Origin of the sequence: Parendozoicomonas callyspongiae (assembly GCF_023502345.1) — a bacterium.
Taxonomy (GTDB): Bacteria; Pseudomonadota; Gammaproteobacteria; order Pseudomonadales; family Endozoicomonadaceae; genus Sansalvadorimonas; species Sansalvadorimonas callyspongiae.
On sequence record NZ_JAMFLX010000017.1, the window covers coordinates 40,044 to 61,620 of the forward strand.

The following is a 21,577-nucleotide window of genomic DNA, read 5'->3' on the forward strand; positions in this document are numbered from 1 at the left end:
CCACCGCAATTCCTTTATGACCCAACACCAACCGAATAACCCGCTCCATGGTGTCACCCTGGAGCGGATTGTTGTGACTCTCGTTGATTACTACGGGTGGGATGAGCTGGGACGACGGATCAATATTCGTTGTTTCAATAATAATCCGTCTGTGAAATCCAGCCTTAAGTTCCTGCGCAAAACACCCTGGGCCAGGAAAAAAGCAGAAGATCTGTTTCTGAATATGGCCAGCTAGAAAGATTTTCTAGCTGGCAAGCAGTTCTGATATGAATTAGAGGTCAAGGCCCCGAAGAATATCATCAAGAGCTTCCTGACCTCTGGCATGACGCTGCTCTGGTGTTGACCTCTGCTCCCACCCTTCATAAACGAGATCTTCCTGGGGAAGCTCATCCAGAAAGCGGCTGGGGGTTGTATCCAGAGTTTCACCAAACTGGCGGCGCGAAGCTGCCAGGGTCATTACCAGTCGCTGTCTGGCACGGGTAATGCCCACGTAGGTCAGGCGACGCTCTTCCTCGATATTGTCTTCTTCAATACTGGTACGGTGTGGGAGAAGTTCCTCTTCCATTCCAATCATAAAGACATGGGGATATTCCAATCCCTTGGAAGCATGCAGGGTCAGCAGCTGAACCTTGTCGTGATCCTCCTCTTCTTCCTGACGATCCATCATATCCCGCAGAATCAGTCGGGTAATGGCGTCTTCCAGGGTTGTATCCTCATCTCCACGTTCCAGTGACTGTTGAATAGAGCCAACAAGAAACTCGATATTACCCATCCGCTTTTCAGCAATAATATCGCTGCTGCAGTTCTGGTAGAGCCAGTTTTCGTAATCGCTCTCTGTAACCAGCAAACGAACACCTTTCATAGGCTCGGAATCGCTGATTCTGGCCAGATCATCCATCCACTTGGTAAAGCGACGTAGTTTGTCTACGTAGCGGGCATCCATAACCTCTTCCAGCCCCATTTCATGGCAGGCCTGGTAAAGGCTGATATGACGCTGTCCGGCATAGGTTCCCAGCTTTTCCAGAGTACTGGCACCAATTTCACGACGCGGGACGTTCACTATGCGCAGGAAGGCATTATCATCATCCGGGTTCACCAGCAGGCGCAGGTAGGCCATCATATCTTTCACCTCTGCACGGGCGAAGAACGATGTGCCGCCATTGATATGGTAGGGGATCTGGTGTTCCTGAAGTTTCATCTCCAACAGGCGTGACTGGAAGTTGCCTCGGTAAAGAATGGCATAATCTTTCCAGGAGGTGTCATGCTTCAGCCGGTGGGTAAGAATCTCTGTGGCGACGCGCTCGGATTCGGAGTCTTCGTTACGACAGCGAACCACACGAATCTCATCGCCCATACCCATATCACTCCACAATGTTTTTTCAAACACGTGTGGGTTGTTGGCAATCAGTACGTTGGCGGCTTTCAGAATACGGCTGGTGGAGCGATAGTTCTGCTCAAGCTTCACCAGTTTCAGCCCGGGGAAATCCTGATTGAGCAGACCCAGATTCTCCGGGCGTGCGCCACGCCAGGCATAGATGGACTGATCATCATCACCTACCACCGTAAACATGGCACGGTCACCAACCAGCTGCTTAACCATCAGGTACTGACTGGAGTTGGTGTCCTGGTATTCATCAACCAGCATATAGTGAATTTTGTTCTGCCATTTTTGCAGGATTTCCTGGTGTTCCCTGAACATTTGTACTGGCAGAAGAATCAGGTCATCAAAATCAACGGCATTAAATGCTTTCAAGGTACGGTTGTAATTCACATAAACCCTTGCCGCCAGCATCTCTTCTTCATTGCGGGCGCGATCAAGAGCCTGCTGGGGAAGAACCAGATCATTCTTCCAGTTGGAGATCATATGCTGGACAACATCCACGCTGTCTTCACCATCGCTGAGCTGCTTATGCATCAGCTCTACCAGCAGAGCCCGGGCATCCTGCTGGTCAAAGATGGAGAAGCCGGGTTTGAATCCCAGGGCTTTATATTCCTTGCGGATAATGTTCATCCCAAGGTTGTGGAACGTGGAGACAGTCAGCCCGTGAGAAGCCTTACCCTGAACCAGTTTGCCAACACGCTCCTTCATCTCTCGTGCCGCTTTGTTGGTAAACGTCACAGCGACAATATTTCGGGCCTTGAGTCCGCATTCCTGAATCAGATAGGCAATTTTTGTGGTGATAACGCTGGTTTTGCCACTGCCTGCACCGGCCAGTACCAGTAGAGGACCTGAGACATATTTAACAGCTTCATCCTGACGGTCATTCAGACGGTGGGCCACTGGGACAGTATCTCCGAGAAAGACAAATTCAGCATTCTACTATGGATTAGCTGCTGCCATCATCCAAGGACATTGTTCGTGCCGAAACAAACGTGCCGTTAAAAATCCGGCAACATTTTTCAAGTCTGCTAAGTTTTTCATCCAATTTGTCTACGTGTCTGGTTGTTGTTTTGGAATCTGGTGTTTTGCACGTCTTGTTCCTGGCAGCACAATTCAAAAGAGTCTCTGTCCAGCATGTTTACTATTGGATCTCCTGATGTTCCCCCCGGTTACAGCCATTCCCAACTTAAAACCTACAGCCGGTTAAGGCTTCAGGTTCTTCTGGGGATTTTTTTTTGCTACGCCGCTTATTATCTGGTTCGAAAAGATTTTGTACTGGTTCTGCCCGACCTTGTGTCACAAGGTTTCAGTAAAAGTGAACTTGGGCAGGTCATGGCCATCATGGCCATCATCTATGGAATCAGTAACTTCGTTATGGGGTTTCTGGCTGATAGGGTTACGGTCCGCTGGCTGATGCCCGGATGCTTGATACTCTCAGCACTTATTTCATTGGGATTGGCAGGGGCAACATATATGCATTGCCCCTTTTTTTTAATTGCCATATTGATGGGGATGAACGGTTGGGTTCAGGGAGCGGGATGGCCTTCCAGTGCCAAGATTATCGCGCACTGGTTCCAGCGACAGGAGCGGGGACGGGCGACGGGGTTCTGGAATCTTTCCAATAACCTGGGTGCAGGAATTCTTGGCCCTTTGGCAATTGTTGCCGTAACAATCTCATCGGTATGGCAGACCAAACTGCTGCTTCCTGCCGTCATAGCCATAATTGCTGCTGTGACGTGTATATTCTGGCTGCGTGATAAGCCTGAAGACACCGGCCTTCCTGCCTTGAGTGACAGCTCTCACGGGGAAAAGCCTATTGTCTGTGAGGAAGGTGAGCCAAAAGAGAAAAACACTTTCAAGGGCTTTTGCAAAGACTGCCTGACAATGCCCCAGCTCTGGGTGCTGGCGATGGTTAACGTCTGTATTTATTTCATTCGTTATGGGGTTATTGACTGGGTGCCTCTTTATATGACTGAGGCACGGCATTTCAGTTTTGAAGTGGCCAGCTGGGCCTTCTTTGCCTTTGAGTTTGCCGCTATTCCGGGAACACTTCTCTGTGGATTTGTGTCAGACCGAATTTTTCGTGGACGCAGAGTGCCTGTGAACCTTTTATATATGTCGCTGGTGCTTCTTGCTCTGCTTGGTTACTGGCATTGTGATGCTGATGACCACTGGTTTATGCCTGTCTTAATGCTCGTATTGATCGGGTTTCTGATTTATGGCTGTGTGGCGATATCCCATGTTCATATGATTGATGTTGCTCCACGGAGATATGTCGCAGCCTGTGTCGGCTTTTGTGGACTTTTTGGTTATATGCTGGGAGCTTCAGGTTCCAATCTCCTGCTGGGAGCAGTTATAGATTCCAGAGGGTGGGAGGGAGCGTTTCAGATGATAACCGGATCGGGTGTTCTGGCACTGGCCCTGTTGTTACTGCTCTGGTATCTGGATAACAACAAACCAGGACCTGTCACCGAACCTGCCGACAGCATGGACAGAGAAAACTCCCTGTCTAAGAATATGGCTTGAATGGTGATGGGGTTCGTCACAGCCTCTCAAAGTTAATGGCTGTGACTTATCTGGCTTGTGCCTGGTTCTAGGTTACTTCGAAACGATAACCTGCACGGGTTAGGTACTGTTGTTCCTGTTCAAAGTCGGCCTGAGTCAGTGGGTTTTTCTCCAGCCAACCTTTAGGAAACTCAAGGGTGATTCTGCGACCAGAAACAGAAAAGTCATACTCTGGCAGATAATCAGAACGCTGATGATTCAGCAGAATGGCCAGACGCAAAAGAGCCATCAATTTCAGAAGCCTGTGACATTCCTCTTTGGGCATCTGGAACAGTGATTGCAGCGGCAAAGAGCGACGATGTCCGCGCACCAGCATGGACAGGTTCTGCTGCTGGCGTTTATTAAAGCCAAGGAGGTCAGCGTTTCTCAAAATATAAGCGCCGTGTCTGTGGAACTGGGTATGGGAAATATCCAGGCCAATTTCATGAACCATTGCCGCACTGAGGAGAAGTTCACAATCCTCGTCAGTCAAATCCCAGTTGCTTTGTGCATTTTCAAGGAACGTCTTAAGAGTCTGCTTGACTCTGCGGGCCTGCTTCTTATCTGCGTGATAGCGCTTTTGAATAGCTTTTACTGTGCGCTTGCGAACATCTTCATGGCCACTGCGACCCACCATGTCATAAAGCAGGCCTTCCCTCAGGGCTCCTTCAGAGAAGGACATGCGCTTAATTTTCAGGCTGTCGAAGATGGCGCATAAAATCGCCAGGCCACCTGGGAATATGCTGACACGCTCCGGCTTCAGGCCTGTAAAGGCAATGCGATCAACATGTTTGTAGCGCAGAAGTTCCTTACGCAGTTGCTCCAGACCTTTGGGCGTTATGGCATCGTGACCACGCTCAATGAGTACATTACATATGGACTTGATGGAGCCGGATGAGCCAATGGCTTCTTCCCAGCCCAGGTCGCGATACTCATGTTCAATATTAAGTAGTTCCAGACGGGCACTGTAATAAGCCTCGTCAAACTGGCGGGCAGTGATTTTGCCATCCGGGAAGTACTGTTTAGTCCAGGACACGCAACCCATATGCAGACTTTCCAGCAGCTTGGGCTCAAAGCGTTCACCAATAATAAACTCGGTACTGCCGCCACCAATATCAACGACCAGCCGTTTGTCATGGTCATCAGACTGGGTATGGGCAACGCCAAGGTAAATCAGACGGGCCTCTTCACGACCGGCGATGATATCCACTGGGTGACCAAGAACCGCATGGGCGCGGCGGGCGAACTCATGGGCATTTTTTGCCTTGCGCAGGGCATTGGTACCGACAACCCGAATAGATGTGTCATTCATGCCTGCACAGTATTGGCCCAGCTTTCTCAGGCAGGAAAGGCCGCGCTGCATGGCTTCTTCGGTGAGATTGTTATCTTCGTCCAGTCCGGCTGCCAGCTGAACTTTCTCTCCCAGTCGCTCAACGGGACGGAGTTCGCCATGATCCATTCTGGCAACGATCAGGTGAAAACTGTTGGAACCCAGATCGATAGCCGCAACCAGGGGCGTGTTATCGTACTGCTCTGTATCAAGTTCGCTCATTCGTTCAGGCTGTCCTCGCAAGGTCAACGCAAAATTTTATCCGAAACCTTCAGGGGGTGTTGAGGTTTTTCGGCGCATTGTTGCAACCGAACAGGATTAATCCACAGCAATTAAGATCGGACAAGAGGGGCGTTGTCATTTGTTTCAGTAAAAATATCAGCTCCACAGGATCGGGGTAAACAGCCAGATGGCAACAAGTCCGGATTTTTAAAGGATTTTTCCCGAGTTTGTGGATTCCGCAAAAATATGGGGGTTTATCCTAGTAATATGGCGGTGCTATGATTGCACGCTGACTTAATGAGAGGATCCACATCCATGAGCGAGATCGTCAACGTCACGGATGCTACCTTTGAGGACGAAGTGCTGAAGTCCGACACACCTGTTCTGGTAGATTACTGGGCGGAATGGTGTGGTCCCTGCAAGATGATCGCGCCTGTACTCGATGAGATTTCCCGCGATTATGCAGACCGCCTGAAGGTATGTAAGCTGAATATTGATGAAAACGAGGCGACTGCGCCGAAGTACAATGTTCGCGGTATTCCGACCCTGATGTTGTTCAAAAATGGCAATGTTGAAGCGACGAAAGTGGGCGCTCTGTCCAAGTCACAGCTGACTGCATTCCTTGACAGCAATCTCTGATTCAATCAGTGCGTCAGACGTCTCGGTGGCTCATAAAAATATGTAGTCCACCAGAGACGTGCTGATGGAAATTTCAACAACCGGGCAAATAATAAAAAATTTTTCTTGCCATTCCGCAAACTTCCATACTATTTTTGGATCGTGATGCTGGACGCTTCACCGGGACGGTGATAGATTAAGAACAAATTACCTGCTGTGATGGCTATGCAGCTGCGAATCTCTGATCGGTGTAGATAGCGCAATTAATGAATTATTAAGTAGTTCAACTCATTAAGAAAGTGCGGCGATCAGGTTTACAGGCTAGTCTCAATCCAATTCATAAAACGAATTCAGGCCTGAAGTTCCCAGCAACAGCCACCATTGTTTGCCTTTCAGAAAGTAACCCACACGGCCAGTTATGCATCTTACCGAGCTTAAGAAAAAGAGCGTTCCAGAGCTCCTAAAAATTGCGGAAGAAATAGGTATCGATAACCTAGCTCGTTCCCGCAAACAGGACATTATTTTCACCATTCTCAAGCGTCATGCCCGCAGCGGTGAAGATATTTACGGGGATGGTGTTCTGGAAATTCTCCAGGATGGATTTGGCTTCCTGCGTTCTGCTGACAGCTCTTATCTGGCCGGTCCTGATGATATTTATGTTTCTCCAAGCCAGATTCGCCGATTCAACCTGCGCACTGGTGATACCATTTCCGGTAAAATCAGACCTCCTAAAGAAGGTGAACGTTATTTTGCCCTTCTGAAAGTTAATGAAATTAACTTTGACCAGCCTGAAAACGCCCGCAATAAAATTCTTTTCGAAAACCTTACTCCATTATTCCCGCAAGATCGCCTTGTTATGCAAATGGGTAATGGTTCCACTGAAGATTTAACCGGTCGAATTATTGACCTGGTTGCTCCGGTTGGTAAAGGTCAGCGTGGTTTGATTGTTTCTCCGCCAAAAGCGGGTAAAACATTAATGCTGCAGAATATTGCAGCCAATATCACTCGTAATAATCCAGAATGTCATTTGATTGTTCTTCTGATTGACGAACGTCCGGAAGAAGTAACAGAAATGTCCCGTTCTGTACGTGGTGAAGTTGTTGCTTCCACCTTTGATGAACCACCTTCCCGTCACGTACAGGTTGCGGAAATGGTTCTGGAAAAGGCCAAGCGTCTGGTTGAGCACAAGAAAGATGTGGTTATCCTGCTGGACTCCATTACCCGTCTGGCTCGTGCCTACAACACCGTAATTCCTTCTTCCGGTAAGGTTCTGACTGGTGGTGTTGACGCCCATGCCCTGGAGCGCCCCAAGCGCTTCTTCGGTGCTGCCCGTAATATTGAAGAGGGTGGTAGCCTGACCATCCTGGCGACAGCCCTGGTTGATACTGGTTCCAAGATGGACGAGGTTATCTTCGAAGAATTCAAGGGCACCGGCAACATGGAACTGCACCTTGATCGTCGTATTGCTGAGAAGCGTGTGTTCCCAGCCATGAACATTAATAAGTCAGGTACCCGTCGAGAAGATCTCCTGACAACCGAAGAAGAGCTTCAGCGTATGTGGATTCTGCGTAAGCTGCTGCATCCAATGGATGAAATTGCAGCTGTTGAATTCCTGTTGGATCGTATGAAGCATACCAAGACCAATATTGAATTCTTCCGGTCCATGAAACGTAAATAATATTTGCGATAATTGTCTAATAAAAAACCCGCTGAATAAGCGGGTTTTTTTAATCTCTGAGGGTCTAATTCCCCGCAGCTTGCTGCGCTTCCACGACGAAGTCGTGGTAAAAGATAAGATCCAATACCCCGCTTTCGCATAGCGAAAGTTCGAGCGAAGCGAGAAGGGCTTGCCCCGAGGTTATTGATTCTTTATTTTTTAACTGCGATAAGACGAACCTGGTCATCCTTTCCATGTTCCCAGAGTGGGTAATGATCGGCCGGACCTGTATCGAGATGCTCAATTTCAAAACCGAGACGGGAAAACACCATAGCTAACTGTTGTGGGTTAAAGCAGCTGAAATAAGTTGTTGGCAGAGTTTTCTGCTTCATCAAATCGTATATTTCTTGAGCTAATTGAGTCGGTGAACTTTTCTCGAGAATATTGCGTAAAAACCGGATGTAATCTGGAATCAATCCCAGCTTGAGTGGGGAGTGAATTCGTTGTTTTTCTTGTTGCTCTTGAATTCCCCCAACCTGAAAAGCTTTAATCAGTTCACTGGCGCAAGTCACAATCGCTTTGCCGCCGGGGGCAAGTATTCTGTGAAACTCCCAGACGGTGGCAACTACATCGGCATGGGTGAGAAAGTGAAACACTTCGGAGCAAAGAATGCCTGAAAAGGAATTATCCTGAAACGGAACTTCCTGAGGCAGTTTTAGGTAGTGAAAGCTGATCTGTTCATTGCCTTTAAATGTCCTCTTGTGCTGTTCAATGGCAGCTGTATCCATCTCTGCCGCAAAAACAGTTGCACCTGTCTCAAGTGCTTTTCTTGAGTTGTTACAGTTCCCACAGCCGATATCCAGAAGAGGGTGCCTGCCATCCCAGCTTGCTATCCAATCATTGATCAGTACGTTGGTAACAGAAAAGGCCATACCTCCCTGATGAGCCAGAGGGGTATAAAGAGGAGAGGGAGAAGACACCGTTGCATTCATATTCAACACATCCTTCTGATTTCTGGCAGAAGAGTATAGAGGGAGTTACGTATACATCTTCGCTATTGACTGTTTTGCGGATATCATAGCTGCGCTGTAATCCAGAAAGGTCTGTCCATGAAATACCGGGATCTGCGGGATTTTATCGACCAACTTGAGAAGTTGGGCGAACTAAAACGCATTAAACAGGAAGTTGACCCCAATCTCGAAATCACAGAGATCAGTGACCGCACGCTCCGGCGTGGCGGGCCTGCCCTGTTGTTTGAGAATCCCAAAGGTTCTGATGTTCCTCTGCTGGCCAACCTGTTTGGCACACCCAGAAGGGTTGCCTTGGGTATGGGGCAGGAGAGCGTTGAAACCCTGCGCGAAGTTGGACAGCTGATGGCTTACCTGAAGGAGCCTGATCCGCCCAAAGGTTTTCGGGATGCTTTGGAGAAGCTGCCAATCTTCCTTCAGGTGAAAAATATGGGGCCAAAGATGGTTCGTAAGGCCCCCTGTCAGGAAGTTGTTCTGGAAGGTGATCAGATTGATCTGACCAAACTGCCGGTTCAAACCTGCTGGCCCGGCGATGTGGCACCACTGGTGACCTGGCCGCTGGTGATTACCAAAGGGCCGCTGAAAGGGCGACAGAACCTGGGTATTTATCGCCAGCAGTTGCTTGGCCCTAATCGTTTGATTATGCGCTGGTTGTCACATCGTGGTGGTGCACTGGATCTACGAGACTGGCAGGAAAAGTATCCGGGAAAACCTTTTCCTGTTGCTGTCGCAATCGGAGCTGATCCAGCAACTATTCTTGGAGCGGTTACCCCAGTACCGGACAGTCTTTCCGAGTATGCCTTTGCTGGTTTGCTGCGAGGTTCCAGAACGGAGCTGGTGAAATGTAAAACCATTGATCTGGAAGTGCCCGCCAGTGCCGAGATTGTTCTGGAAGGACATATCTATCCGGAAGACTTTGCTGATGAAGGCCCTTATGGTGATCATACTGGTTATTACAATGAGGTGGAGTCATTCCCGGTTTTCACAATTGAGTGCATGACTCATCGGAAAGATCCGATTTATCACAGCACCTACACCGGTCGCCCACCTGATGAGCCAGCCATGCTGGGTGTGGCTTTGAACGAAGTATTTGTGCCGATCCTGCAGAAACAGTTTCCGGAAATTGTGGATTTCTATCTGCCGCCTGAAGGTTGTTCTTATCGTATGGCTGTAGTAACCATTCGCAAGGAATATCCCGGGCACGCCAAGCGGGTCATGCTGGGTGTCTGGTCATTCCTGCGACAGTTTATGTATACCAAGTTTGTGGTGGTTTGTGATGATGACGTGAATGCCCGTGACTGGCAGGATGTGATCTGGGCCATGACGACACGTATGGATCCTAAACGGGATACTATTTTTATTGAAAACACTCCGATTGATTACCTGGACTTTGCCTCTCCTGAAGCCGGACTGGGTTCCAAGGTTGGCTTTGATGCCACCAATAAATGGAACGGGGAAACAAAGAGAGAGTGGGGCCGTGCTATTTCCATGACCGATGAGATCAAGGCACGGGTTGATGAGATCTGGGATGAGCTTGGCATTGAATAAGTCAGACAGTTCAGGGATGGAGTTGAAATCTCGACTCCTCCATATTGCGATAAGCGAAGAAATATTTGTGGGGATTTTTTGTGCCAGGTGAAATTGTAGTACCGCAGGATGCCGAACAGCGTCTGGTAAAAGTAGAAAACTTAAATACTGTTGCTGGTGATGTGTACCAGGTTATTCTTCGTTCGGCAGATAATCGTCCTCTGGCCTGGCATGCCGGTCAGTATCTGGAAGTGGTTATGCCCGAGGGTGCTCCCTGTGCTTACTCGATTGCTTCGGCAACTGCGAAAGACGGGATGACTCTGGAGCTGCATATTCAATGTTACCCAGGACATACGCGAGCTCAGGAGGTGATTGAGCACCTGCGCTCCGAGCAGGCAGTAACAATTCATCTCCCCAAAGGTAATTGCCATATTGGTGAATGTCCGCAGGTACCATTGGTGTTTATTGCTGCAGGCACAGGTTTTGCCCAGATGAAGGCGATGATTGAGCAGTCATTCCTGAATGCACACCCCTGCCCTTTGCATTTGTACTGGGGAGTACGTCGCCCTAACGGTTTTTATATGCCCAGCCTGCCTGTGTACTGGGCCAGTGAGAAGAGTGTGCACTATCATCCTGTTGTCAGCGATCCTGAAGCTGGTGATGGCTGGAATGGCCGGGATGGTCTGCTCTATAAGGCTGTTCTTGATGATAAGGAACAACTGGCCGACGCACATTTTTATATCAGCGGTTCGCCTGATATGGTGTATTCAACCTTTGATGAACTGGTTACGGCTGGTTTTCCTGCAAAACATATTCATTCGGATGTGTTTGATTATTGTCCGCGATAAGAAATAAGTTCTCTTTTAGAAGTGATATGCAGTACTTTTTGGTTATATGAGAAACCAAGAAGTACTGCATAATGATTTTTTCCTTGTGTTCAGTGATTGTGAAGGATATTCCACTGATGAACCTATTTTTAACGAGCTATTAAAGCAGCAGGAAATGAAAGAATAATTGTGGTAGCAGGTTGAAAGTATCATACATCCAACCTGCTAAATTGATACTAGTTTACTTCAATCCGATCCACTTTCTGGAAGCCACGAGGAAGCTTGTTCCCACGGCGTCCACGCTCACCTTGATAATGCTCAAGATCTGCAGGTTTTAACGTCAAGTGCCGTTTTCCGGCAAACACAGTCAGAGATTCTTCCGCCCCAATAACCGTCATCGCAACCATAAACTCTTCACGGCTGGTAGCACGGGCTGCAGGGATATTAATAATCTTGTTACCTTTACCTCGTGCCATAACCGGCAGCTCGGAGATCGGGAACAGCAGCATCCGGCCCTCATTGGTGATGGCAATAACCTTCTGGCTGTTTTCATCTGTCACTTTTACCGGCTGCATCACTCGTGTGAACTTGGGCAGAGTCAGAGTGGTCTTACCGGCTTTGTTGCGGGAAATCATATCCTTAAACGAAGCCACAAAACCGTAACCGGAGTCACTTGCCAGTAGATACAAAGCCTTTTCATCATCAATCACTGCAGCTTCAAACAGAGCACCGGCCGGTGGGTTAACCCGTTTGGTCAGTGGCTCACCCTGGCTTCGGGCAGAAGGCAGTGTATGAGTGGTGATGGTGTAAGTTCGCCCGGTTGAATCAAGGAAGATCGTCGGCTGATTGCTGCGGCCTTTCACTGAGAACCCAAAATTGTCACCAGACTTATAGCTGAGTTTGTTCGGGTCAATATCGTGACCCTTGGCAACACGTACCCAGCCTTTGGAAGACATAACCACGGTAACCGGGTCGGCAGTCATCATGTCAGTTTCGGAAAGAGCGTGGGCTTCGTCGCGTGCAACGATTGGAGAACGGCGATCATCACCATATTCCTTGGCATCAGCGATAATCTCTTTCTTCATCAGCGTCTTCATGCGACGGTCAGAGCTGAGAATCAGCTGCAGGGAGTCACGCTCTTTGCTCAGTTCATCCTGCTCGGCACGCAGTTTCTCTTCTTCCAATCGGGCCAGATGACGCAGCTTTAAGTCGAGAATGGCCTCAGCCTGTTTTTCGCTCAGGGCAAAGCGGTTCATCAGCTCAGCTTTGGGATCATCCTCGTGACGGATAATCTCAATCACCTCATCAATACTGAGGAAGGCTTTAATCAGGCCATCCAGAATATGCAGTCGGGCCAGAACCTTCTCAAGGCGGAATTCCAGACGACGGGTCACAGTGGTCTGACGATACTTCAGCCACTCTTTCAGAATGTCATCAAGAGCCTTCACCTGTGGTCGGCCATCAATGCCAATCATATTCATATTGACCCGGTAGGTACGCTCCAGGTCAGTGGTGGCAAACAGGTGGCCCATCAGCTGTTCGACATCACAGCGTTTCTTGGCTGGAGTAATAACCAGACGGGTTGGATTTTCGTGGTCAGACTCATCCCGCAGGTCGGCAACCATCGGCAGTTTTTTCTTCTGCATCTGGTCGGCAATCTGTTCCAGTACCTTGGCACCGGATACCTGATGAGGCAGGGCGGTAATCACGATATCGCCATTCTCTCGGTTGTAGACTGCGCGCATACGCAGGCTGCCGCGACCGTTGGCGTACATCTTCCGAATATCTTCAACCGGAGTAATGATCTCGGCATCAGTGGGGAAGTCAGGTGCCTGGATATGCTCACAAACATCATCAAGAGTGGCCTTTGGGTTATCCAGCAGATGCACACAGGCTGCCGCCACTTCTTTCAGGTTATGGGGCGGAATATCCGTTGCCATACCCACAGCAATACCGGTGGTACCGTTCAGCAGCAGATTGGGCAGGCGTGCTGGCAGAGTGGAAGGTTCATTCATCGTGCCATCGAAGTTAGGCACCCAGTCCACAGTTCCCTGGCCCAGTTCACCCAGCAGCACATCGGCATAACGGCCAAGACGTGCCTCCGTGTAACGCATGGCAGCGAAAGATTTGGGGTCATCCGGAGAGCCCCAGTTGCCCTGACCATCAACCAGTGGGTAACGGTAGGAGAAAGGCTGAGCCATCAGCACCATGGCCTCATAACAGGCGCTGTCGCCGTGAGGGTGGTATTTACCCAGCACATCACCAACGGTACGGGCTGATTTCTTGTACTTGGCGGTGTTCTTCAGGCCAAGTTCACTCATTGCGTACACGATACGTCGCTGAACCGGTTTCAGGCCATCGCCGATATGGGGCAGGGCCCGATCCAGAATGACGTACATGGAGTAATTGAGGTAGGCCATTTCTGTATAGGCCTTGAGCGACTGGCGTTCAACGCCGTCATCGCCGATCACGATCTGGTCCGTCATGGGGGTATCCGTAGACAAAATCTTATGCGCTCAGCTTATCTGGAGATGAGAACGCAAATATAGATGTTTCTTTTGGCTGATAGTTTGCCAGTTTGGGGGGCGGCTGTCAGTTGTGGGATGTCGGATGTCGGGAAGTGGAGGCAACATGACTGTTAGCAGTAACAACAAAGAGGTAACCGAGGGGAATTGAAAGGAGATATCAGGTGTCCATTGTTCTTCTTCTGACTAATGGACTGGTGACAATATGGCTATATGGCAACCTGGAAGTCAACACGCAAATCGCGCAGGTTCGAATGCTGTTGAGGCATCTCAGAGAGGCTCAAACCCAGAAATCGACCCTCGCAAAGGTGGGGAATACGGCTCCCGCAGAACTAGTATCATGCCCCCATCAACCGGGGCAGGCACACCATTATTGAAGGCTCCACTATCAACCAGCTCGGGTGCCCTTTTTGGTAATAGTCAACCCGTGCTGGGCCGAAGTATTTCAGGTGATGATAAAGGAAGCGCATATCTTGGTCTTGGCGGTGATTCCTGCCATAAACGTTATCTAAGTGCCGATGATACTCATACTCTTGCAGTGGGTTCGCCTTTATCTGGAGGGCAGTCAACTTCAACTTTCAGCCCATCCGGCACGGATTTGTCTTCAGGTCCTTCTAATACCAGCCTTCGGGATGCTGGGGATATCTATTTTGATCGGGCTGAGTTTGCCCGAGAGCTGGAAGAATTAATTCATTCCCCTTGTGCGCAGAGCTATCTCTATCTCAGACAGCTTTTGATTCGGCTTCTCCTTGATCCCAAGCTTGCAGTGCTGCGTGATCATATTGCGCCGATGCCAATTGGTGATTCAGAGTTCGCCCTTTGCCAACTGTCGGCCTTGATTAACAAGGTGCGTAGCTGGACTCTCCCCAAGAAAAATGCTGAAGCTCAGGTTCAAATGAAGAAGCTTGAGCAAACTATTCTCGTGGATATTGAGGAGATTTTTCCAACCTACAATGTCGTTATGCCGGTAGATGCTCACACCTGGAATGAAGAGACAAGGAAAGAAAAGGATCTTTTGGTTGTGAATCAGGATGCCATGGCGGAAAACATAAAAAAACTGGGAGAAATGCTGAGACCTATTGCCTCTGAAAATGGACTTGTTGCCGGAGAAATTAACAACCCGGCGGCATATTATCGACCTGAAGCCGAAGTACCACCTCATCCGGTTGAAGGGGGGAATGAATTATTTTATATACCCGTTGAATTTGCCTTTGTACTTGATGGAAAAAGTGTATCGCTCCCTCACAAACACTTCCAGGATCTTGCCCGGAGAAATTTCATTCGCCTGTATCAGGCAAAACAGAATGTTGTGAGCAGCGAAGAATACTGGAAACAGTTAACCAGAGAGGATCAAAAGCAGATCGCTGGTGAGATTTTTAATGATGACTTCTCAATGAGCAATGATACGACACGGTTTGATTGTAAGTATGTCATGGCTCCTGGGGATCAACTGCCTCCCTGCGAGGTCTTTTCATCAAGGGAATATCGGACAGCTTACCAGAAGGCTAATCTGGGTGCTGCCACAGATGTTGCAACAGGGCAGATGTTTATGGAAGTGCTCAGACAAATAGGAGGATTTAATCCCCAGGAGTTGCAATTGGTCGCCGGATCATTCAGTCAGGGGCCGGTCAATGAAGTGTTTAACTATTGCTGTGCCTGGTATTTTCCTGATAGAGATGTTGCCTTTTTCTCGCCAACAGTGAGTAGTGAGCTTAATAGTGATCCGGCAAAACTGGCCAGAATGGAGGTAATTAATTGGGGCCATGGGTGTCTGGAGATTATCTGTGAGTTTGAATATGACCGTTACATAATGCAGCCTGGTGATCAAAATCTGTTCAATGCAGATAGTAAGGCAACGGTCAAATTGCTTGCCAAATCTTCTGAAGGAAAAGTCGCCCTTGCCAAGGTTACGATGACCATTGAGGTTGATAGAATTTTCAACCCTATAGACAAAGTGGCTATGCTGGGCAAAAGAAGAGCTGCCCTTAGGGGTAATAAGGACAGAGCAGGAAAATACCAAGAGGATCATGTCCAGGCTATTTCTAATAGCCAAAGATATGTGAACCGAACCTATAACGCTCAGTGTGATCAATTAGCTAATCATCTGGTTGATCAAAAATGCACAGTGGCTGGCCTGCTATCTTCCCAAGAAGAGCAGGAGGCTGTTATAAATTTATTGGAGGCAAAGTATCCGGGAAAAGATGGTAAAGAACAGAGAGACGCAAAAGTTAAAGCTGTCCATGCGTGCTTGAAGGGGTGCAAGTCGCTTATCAGGCCACAAATTGGCGTGACCAGGCCTCTCCCTTTATGGTTGGTGACGGTGAAACAGGAAGGGGATAAGTCAGGGGCTGAAAATCATCTGGAGCGCGAACGCTGCCGCTTGATTTGGGTGAATAAATATGGCTGGATAGCAACAAATATTCCTGAAAGTGCTATTCAGTCAGTTCAAGCAACTCCTCCAGAGATGATGGCTGCAATCTCTAGAGATAATCTCCTGGAGGATACAATGATACCGGACAGCGAGCCTGTCCCTGTGGATAAAGCTGGTAACATTAAACCGCTGATTAACATGCGCAAACGCTATTCATCGAAATACAAAGAATTTGAGAAAGGGATGGGTAAATATCGAATTTCGCCAAGCGCACTGACCAAGTTGGCAGCGTATTTTAAACAACCAAAGGGCACCAAAGAAAGAGAACTCATGGTGAAGTTGCAGGGGTATTTTGGTGACAAAATAGCTCAGCCAGGCTGGGAGAATGAGTTGGATAAATTTCTGGACAATAATGATCTAAATGAAAAGGAAAGAACATCTGCCAAAAAATATATTAATATGTACTTTCAGTCAAGGCCCTCATTTACTGGGAAAAGATGTAAGTCATTGTCTTGTATTACGCGTGTTGGAGTGGCCTCCTATGATGATAAGCCCCAAAGAAGTCACAGTGGTAACAGTCCCCAGCTGAAGGAATTTTCCGTTTATCCAACGCTGCACGGAGTGAGCAGCGCTATATCGAACCTGAATCTTTTGCATGAAGAGGAGTCAGCTTTGTTTTCTTCTGGCGAAAATCGTACTCCTGAGCTTAAGGTACCTGCTCCTGAAAATCGGGCTCCACAGCTCACATTCACAACTGAAGATGATTACGATCATCTCGATCGTTTCGATCATCCTTTTGTTGCACGCTTAAAAACGCTGGATTCCAAGTCTCTTAGACAACGTGCAGTTGAAGAATATGTGAAAGACTCAATAACAGAAATCTCTAGTGTATTGCTTGATAATACTCCACGTTTGAAGTTAATTGTTGCCAATACTAGGCAAGAGAATTTATCAAGTTACCTCAAATTAGCAGGTGTTGATGAAGAAGAAATCAAAGAACATGTCTCTGCACACAAACTGGCTATGGCTTCCCAGATGAAGCCGTTGTAGGAAGTCAGAGCAGCATTGACCTACATTGTGTTTAAAGAATGCCAGCTCGCATCAGGTGCCTGCAGGGTTGCAGACCTGGCCAATAAACTGGATATCCCTCGCATCTTTGTCTCGAATAAGAAACAGAAAAGGCCTATTAATATCGATATTTATACTTGGCGCTTTCTCAATTCCTTTAAACATGATACCCGTTGAGGAAGCAGCTGCCCTGGTCCCCTCCTTATTTGTTTCAATTCTGACTTTGTGCTTCATCTTAAGAGTACCTGCTTGAGGCTTTTCGAGCATCTCGCTGAAGTCAGGTGAATCAGAGAAAATATCCGGATCTTTCGATTTTAGATATTTCTCCAAATCATAATCAACATCAAAAACATACTCGGGCATAACAAGATGAACAGAGTAAATACCATCGTCTTCAATAGATTGAAGTTGGCCAAAAATGTTCGGCGAAATTTGTGATGGGGCAATACCAGAGGGAGGCAGTATAATAACCATTTCCGTACCATCTTGGTAAGGGATACCGACAGCCTGCCAGGGTTCATCTCGGTCACCAGAATCATTCACATAGCACTTATAGGATATATGTGTGCTTTTTGCTTTAAGCATCGGAGTCTGGATTTCATTCTCCTCCAAAGTCTTAAAGGCATCCTGGATATTTTCAAATGGAACACCCCATTTTCCTTTAAAGAGACAGGCATTGACGATTATAAATTCAGTACTGGAATCAACATCGCCACTGCCAATGCATTCTTTGATCATACCGTCTGTCACCTGACAAACTTTGTTATTCACAGAAGAAGTAAATGCTTTAATCAGTTCTGGGGTTGAAAAGTCGACCTCTTCCGTTACATCAATTTTGGGAGCAATTTGAATAGCAAAACTCTTGTAACGGGGGGTAAATCGGTTGCCACGGGCTACGTTCAGGGTGTTAAACCTGGTGAAACTCTCTTCGGCCTCTTTAGAAAAAGACTGGATTAAACGGTTATATTGATGGAAGCCTTCCGGCGTTGCGCCAATCAGATTCAGTGTTGAAGATAATGTTGTTCCTGTTGTGCCGGCAGCTATCAGAGATATTGTTTCGAAGATACTGTGAGGAGATATAACATGATTGTCTGATGTATCGGCTACTTTCTTGAACAGTGATAAAGCTGCGCTATTCCAGTTTTTATGATAACTGTGGGGCAGGGGAGAATTATCCAAGTCAGCGCATCGTGGGCAACCCTCTACCTGTGACGAAAGATAGAACAATGGTGGCGCATGCTTCTTGCAGCTGAGTATACCGGATACTGCATCTGCTGATCTGGCCAACAAAAACACGACAGAACAAAAAACGAATAATGGTAGAACTGCGTTAGTGAGAGTATTTGCCAACTGACTAGAAAGCCGAACCCGTATTATAAGGCTTGCAAGGTTGCTGAAACGGATCACGTCAGGCCCACTTGATTGATTGCAGAACCAGAATAGTCGTTGATCAAAATATTGCTGCAACCGATGAACAGGATAAGTTGATCTATTTGGTCCGCCAGCATTTCATGAAAGCCCTGACCAACCTGTTACCTGAAGAGATTTTCTGGTTGCGCGCGCGGTCAAATAGGCATCTACATGAATGTTAAGCTAACCGTTATGGTAATATGTAATGTGGGTCTCCCGGCTAGTCGCTCAATATTATTTGAACGCTATCGCCCCACCTATCATGGCATTGATTCAAGCCGGAATAGCGGTCAGAGAACTGCTGGGGACGAGCCTTACCTGATGCTGCCCCGTTTGCACATTGATAAGTACTCACAACTCCAAAGGCATCAAAATTTTGCAAAGATCAAAAATCAGTTTCTTCAAGATATTGATAAACTGATTAAACTGGCTCCAGGTTATGTCGGCGAAAAGTACAAAACAGCTTTAAATACTTTCCGGGGAAATATTGCAGACCCTGCTCTAATAATCCAGGACAGTCAGATTCCTCTTTATCGCGAAACCCGCTACCAACTTCACCAGATTGTCGCCAGAATGGAGGCAAATTCTCATGTATCTGATGGCTTTGAGCCTGACGTGCCTGAAGCTGACATGGAAAGAGACAAAATCATTCAGGTACTGCATACCTGCCTGGATGAAATTGATCGCTGTTCCGCCGGTATCCATGACCGCTTTACCATGGCTTACAGCCTCCTCCAGGTCGACTCAAAAAGCCTGCAAGGTAAGCTCTTCCAGATAAGAAAAGATCGACTTGATAGTTTTATCAGCGCTTTTCTGAAGCAGATTGAACGAGAAGGTTTCGTCAGCATTCCAAACGGCATGGAAATTCACTGGGCCAGCACATTATACAACAGTGTCTGCAGACAATATGGGCTTGATTCCATTGAAGATCCGACTGCTCCCCCGCTCCGCCACGCTGTGACTGAACGGTTTTTGGCCGATCTGCCTCTTGCGATTAATGAATTCATTATTGTTAATGATCTGGTCTCTGAGAACTATCAACAGCTTTGCGATTATCTGCAAAAAAGCAACCTGTCCCACTGGCTTAAAGGCACTGTTAGTCCCGGTGAGCTGACAACCGAAAGGACGGAGCCTCTGGAACAAACAGTTCTTCAGCCAATAAACACAATGTGTAAGGTCAATAATTCTGACAAGAAAATATGCTTTCAAAACCTTGTGGTTGATGAGGGCAGCGGCTATTCACTGGCTCGCTGTCGTGAGTTCATACATGGCTGGATAACTCGTACCGTTATAGGTGACTCCGCCACAGTTCTGGCAAGTATTCCTGTTGGGCCAGATCAACCATCCCGCTGTATTGGTACATATCAAAACCTGTTTTTCTGGATATTTGAAACAAAATACCCATTGGGTGCCGGAGAGGATTGCCTGCCATATGATACAGAAGCCCAAACGCAACCACTGACCATATCAGAGCTCTCTGCCATTGATATTTTCACTTGGCCTGAACACGTCCAAATGGCACTGCTGACTCAGGCTATAGCACAGACCGGGATCGCTCGGGAGGATGCGAACAAAATAGCCGACTTTCTTCTTGGATCTGGTACCGGGCAGCCTTTGCAGGAATACCCCCCCAATATACAAAAAGCAGTTTTGAACCTGTTATCTGAAAAGATGGCAACCAGCCCGGCGTTTGCTGAAAGTTTGGTGAAAACGCTCAGTCAGTCATTCACAGACACGCTGCCTGACTGGGTGATCAATTCCCCTCTATTGGAACCTTTGCTATTAAGCATGCAGGATGAGGGAAAAAATATACAGACGGTGACAGATAAACTTAGTCTGTGGGATATCATGCCGCTGTCTTCTGAAACATTGAAAAAGATATTGACCAGACAGCGGTGCCAGGAGTTCTTTCGGTTGGCGCTTGATGAGGAACTGGGAGGGCTTATGTGGCGATTACTGCAAACGGATCACTGTGATGACTTGAAAAATCACAGCTCTCAACAGACCAATACAGTGCTGATGGTATTCTCGGCACAAGGGGTCACAGATGGTGTGATTTATCTGCTTGAGAGATTAAGTATTGAAGATATAAATAGTAAGAATATCAAAGGAGAGACTGTACTCCACAAAGCAGCAGGGCATGGCCAGGCAGCTTGTCTGGAAAAACTGCTGGCAAAAGACGGCATTGCCTTGAAAGAAAAGGGTATTCACGGTTGGATTGCACTGCATAATGCAGCTTTTTATAACTATCCCGCGTGCCTGAAAATGCTAATTGACAAAGACAGCAGCACCCTGCAAGAAAAGACTCACCAGGGGTGGACGGGGCTTCATATAGTATCCCGGTATGGATATGAAGAATGCCTTGAGCTGATACTGGCGAGTAACAATATTCCCCTCAATGTGAAAAACGAATCAGGCTGGACAGCTCTTCATTTAGTGGTGGGTAATGGACATACGGAATGCCTTGAAAAACTGTTGGAAAAACCTGACCTCGCTTTGAACATGAAAACCAGCCATACCGGGGGGACAGCTGTTCATGTTGCTGTTGCATATAATCGTTCAGATTGCCTCAAAAAACTGCTGCTACAGCCCGGCATTGCTCTGAATAAGAAAAGCGGGATTGGTTTGACTGCACTCCATTATTCAGTAGATAAAGGTCACACCGTATGCCTTGAAAAACTACTGGCACACCCCGGCATTGACCCTAACCGCAGAACCCGCAATGGCTCGACAGCACTTCATCTGGCCGCAAAGCTTGGGCATGAGGAGTGCCTTAAAAAACTGCTTCAGGAGGAGCGCGTCAGACATAACGCTAAAGATTTTTGGAGGCGGACTGCCCTTATTCAGGCCGTGAGCAACGGGAACAATGCGTGTGTATGGCAGTTACTCAATAACCCGAATACCGCTCTTAACAGTATCTCTTTACGTGGGCACACAGCCCGCAACCTGGCACGGACCCGTAACAATGTTAACGCTATTTTCTGGCTGGAGAATGACCTTCGCTTCAATAGAAGATTAAATGATTTCCTTTGGGCTCATTGCTGTTATTAAGTTTTCACTTATTACTTG

Annotated in this window: 13 protein-coding genes; 8 read left to right on the forward strand and 5 right to left on the reverse strand. The window is 47.6% G+C overall.

From position 1 onward, the window contains the following. Window positions 1-16 precede the first annotated feature (16 nt). A complete protein-coding gene (locus tag M3P05_RS13055; protein WP_249700152.1) occupies window positions 17-235 on the forward strand; it encodes a VF530 family protein in 219 nt (72 codons plus the stop codon). Window positions 236-271: 36 nt separating this feature from the next. Here M3P05_RS13055 and rep read toward each other — a convergent pair whose 3' ends face one another. Then, the gene (gene rep / locus M3P05_RS13060; protein WP_249700153.1) at window positions 272-2,281 is read right to left on the reverse strand and encodes a DNA helicase Rep; all 2,010 of its coding nucleotides are present in this window, start codon (window positions 2,279-2,281) and stop codon (window positions 272-274) included. A 234-nt stretch (window positions 2,282-2,515) separates the two neighbouring features. Between rep and M3P05_RS13065 the strand changes: the two genes are divergently transcribed. After that, the gene (locus M3P05_RS13065; RefSeq protein ID WP_249700154.1) at window positions 2,516-3,907 is read left to right on the forward strand and encodes an MFS transporter; all 1,392 of its coding nucleotides are present in this window, start codon (window positions 2,516-2,518) and stop codon (window positions 3,905-3,907) included. A gap of 67 nt (window positions 3,908-3,974) precedes the next feature. Here M3P05_RS13065 and ppx read toward each other — a convergent pair whose 3' ends face one another. After that, window positions 3,975-5,477 carry an exopolyphosphatase gene (gene ppx, locus M3P05_RS13070; RefSeq protein WP_249700155.1) on the reverse strand — a complete coding sequence of 501 codons (1,503 nt, stop codon included), beginning with the start codon at window positions 5,475-5,477 and terminating at the stop codon, window positions 3,975-3,977. Between the two features lie 315 nt (window positions 5,478-5,792). On the opposite strand from ppx, the gene trxA reads away from it, so the two are divergent. Both trxA and rho read left to right on the forward strand, forming a co-directional pair. Continuing rightward, window positions 5,793-6,116: a thioredoxin TrxA gene (trxA, locus tag M3P05_RS13075; RefSeq protein ID WP_249700156.1), complete on the forward strand. Its 324-nt coding sequence runs from the start codon at window positions 5,793-5,795 to the stop codon at window positions 6,114-6,116. 397 nt (window positions 6,117-6,513) lie between these two features. Continuing rightward, window positions 6,514-7,773, forward strand: a complete 1,260-nt coding sequence (gene rho, locus M3P05_RS13080) for a transcription termination factor Rho (RefSeq protein WP_249700157.1) — start codon at window positions 6,514-6,516, stop codon at window positions 7,771-7,773. A gap of 191 nt (window positions 7,774-7,964) precedes the next feature. Here rho and M3P05_RS13085 read toward each other — a convergent pair whose 3' ends face one another. Then, on the reverse strand, window positions 7,965-8,744 hold the full coding sequence (locus tag M3P05_RS13085; RefSeq protein WP_249700158.1) for a class I SAM-dependent methyltransferase: 780 nt from the start codon (window positions 8,742-8,744) through the stop codon (window positions 7,965-7,967). A 117-nt stretch (window positions 8,745-8,861) separates the two neighbouring features. Between M3P05_RS13085 and ubiD the strand changes: the two genes are divergently transcribed. Further along, window positions 8,862-10,328 carry a 4-hydroxy-3-polyprenylbenzoate decarboxylase gene (gene ubiD, locus M3P05_RS13090; RefSeq protein WP_249700160.1) on the forward strand — a complete coding sequence of 489 codons (1,467 nt, stop codon included), beginning with the start codon at window positions 8,862-8,864 and terminating at the stop codon, window positions 10,326-10,328. 80 nt (window positions 10,329-10,408) lie between these two features. Further along, window positions 10,409-11,155 (forward strand): NAD(P)H-flavin reductase, encoded by a 747-nt coding sequence (locus tag M3P05_RS13095; protein WP_249700161.1) that lies wholly within the window; start codon window positions 10,409-10,411, stop codon window positions 11,153-11,155. Between the two features lie 215 nt (window positions 11,156-11,370). Here M3P05_RS13095 and parC read toward each other — a convergent pair whose 3' ends face one another. Beyond that, window positions 11,371-13,620, reverse strand: coding sequence for a DNA topoisomerase IV subunit A (parC, locus tag M3P05_RS13100; RefSeq protein WP_249700163.1), 2,250 nt, complete (start codon window positions 13,618-13,620; stop codon window positions 11,371-11,373). Between the two features lie 244 nt (window positions 13,621-13,864). Here parC and M3P05_RS13105 point away from each other — a divergent pair, with 244 nt between their 5' ends. Then, window positions 13,865-17,080 (forward strand): hypothetical protein, encoded by a 3,216-nt coding sequence (locus M3P05_RS13105; protein WP_249700164.1) that lies wholly within the window; start codon window positions 13,865-13,867, stop codon window positions 17,078-17,080. A 51-nt stretch (window positions 17,081-17,131) separates the two neighbouring features. Here M3P05_RS13105 and M3P05_RS13110 read toward each other — a convergent pair whose 3' ends face one another. Beyond that, entirely contained in the window at window positions 17,132-18,505 is a 1,374-nt protein-coding gene (locus M3P05_RS13110) for a serpin family protein (protein ID WP_332842015.1), read from the reverse strand. Between the two features lie 174 nt (window positions 18,506-18,679). Here M3P05_RS13110 and M3P05_RS13115 point away from each other — a divergent pair, with 174 nt between their 5' ends. Next, window positions 18,680-21,559, forward strand: coding sequence for an ankyrin repeat domain-containing protein (locus M3P05_RS13115; RefSeq protein ID WP_249700166.1), 2,880 nt, complete (start codon window positions 18,680-18,682; stop codon window positions 21,557-21,559). The last annotated feature ends 18 nt before the right edge of the window (window positions 21,560-21,577 follow it).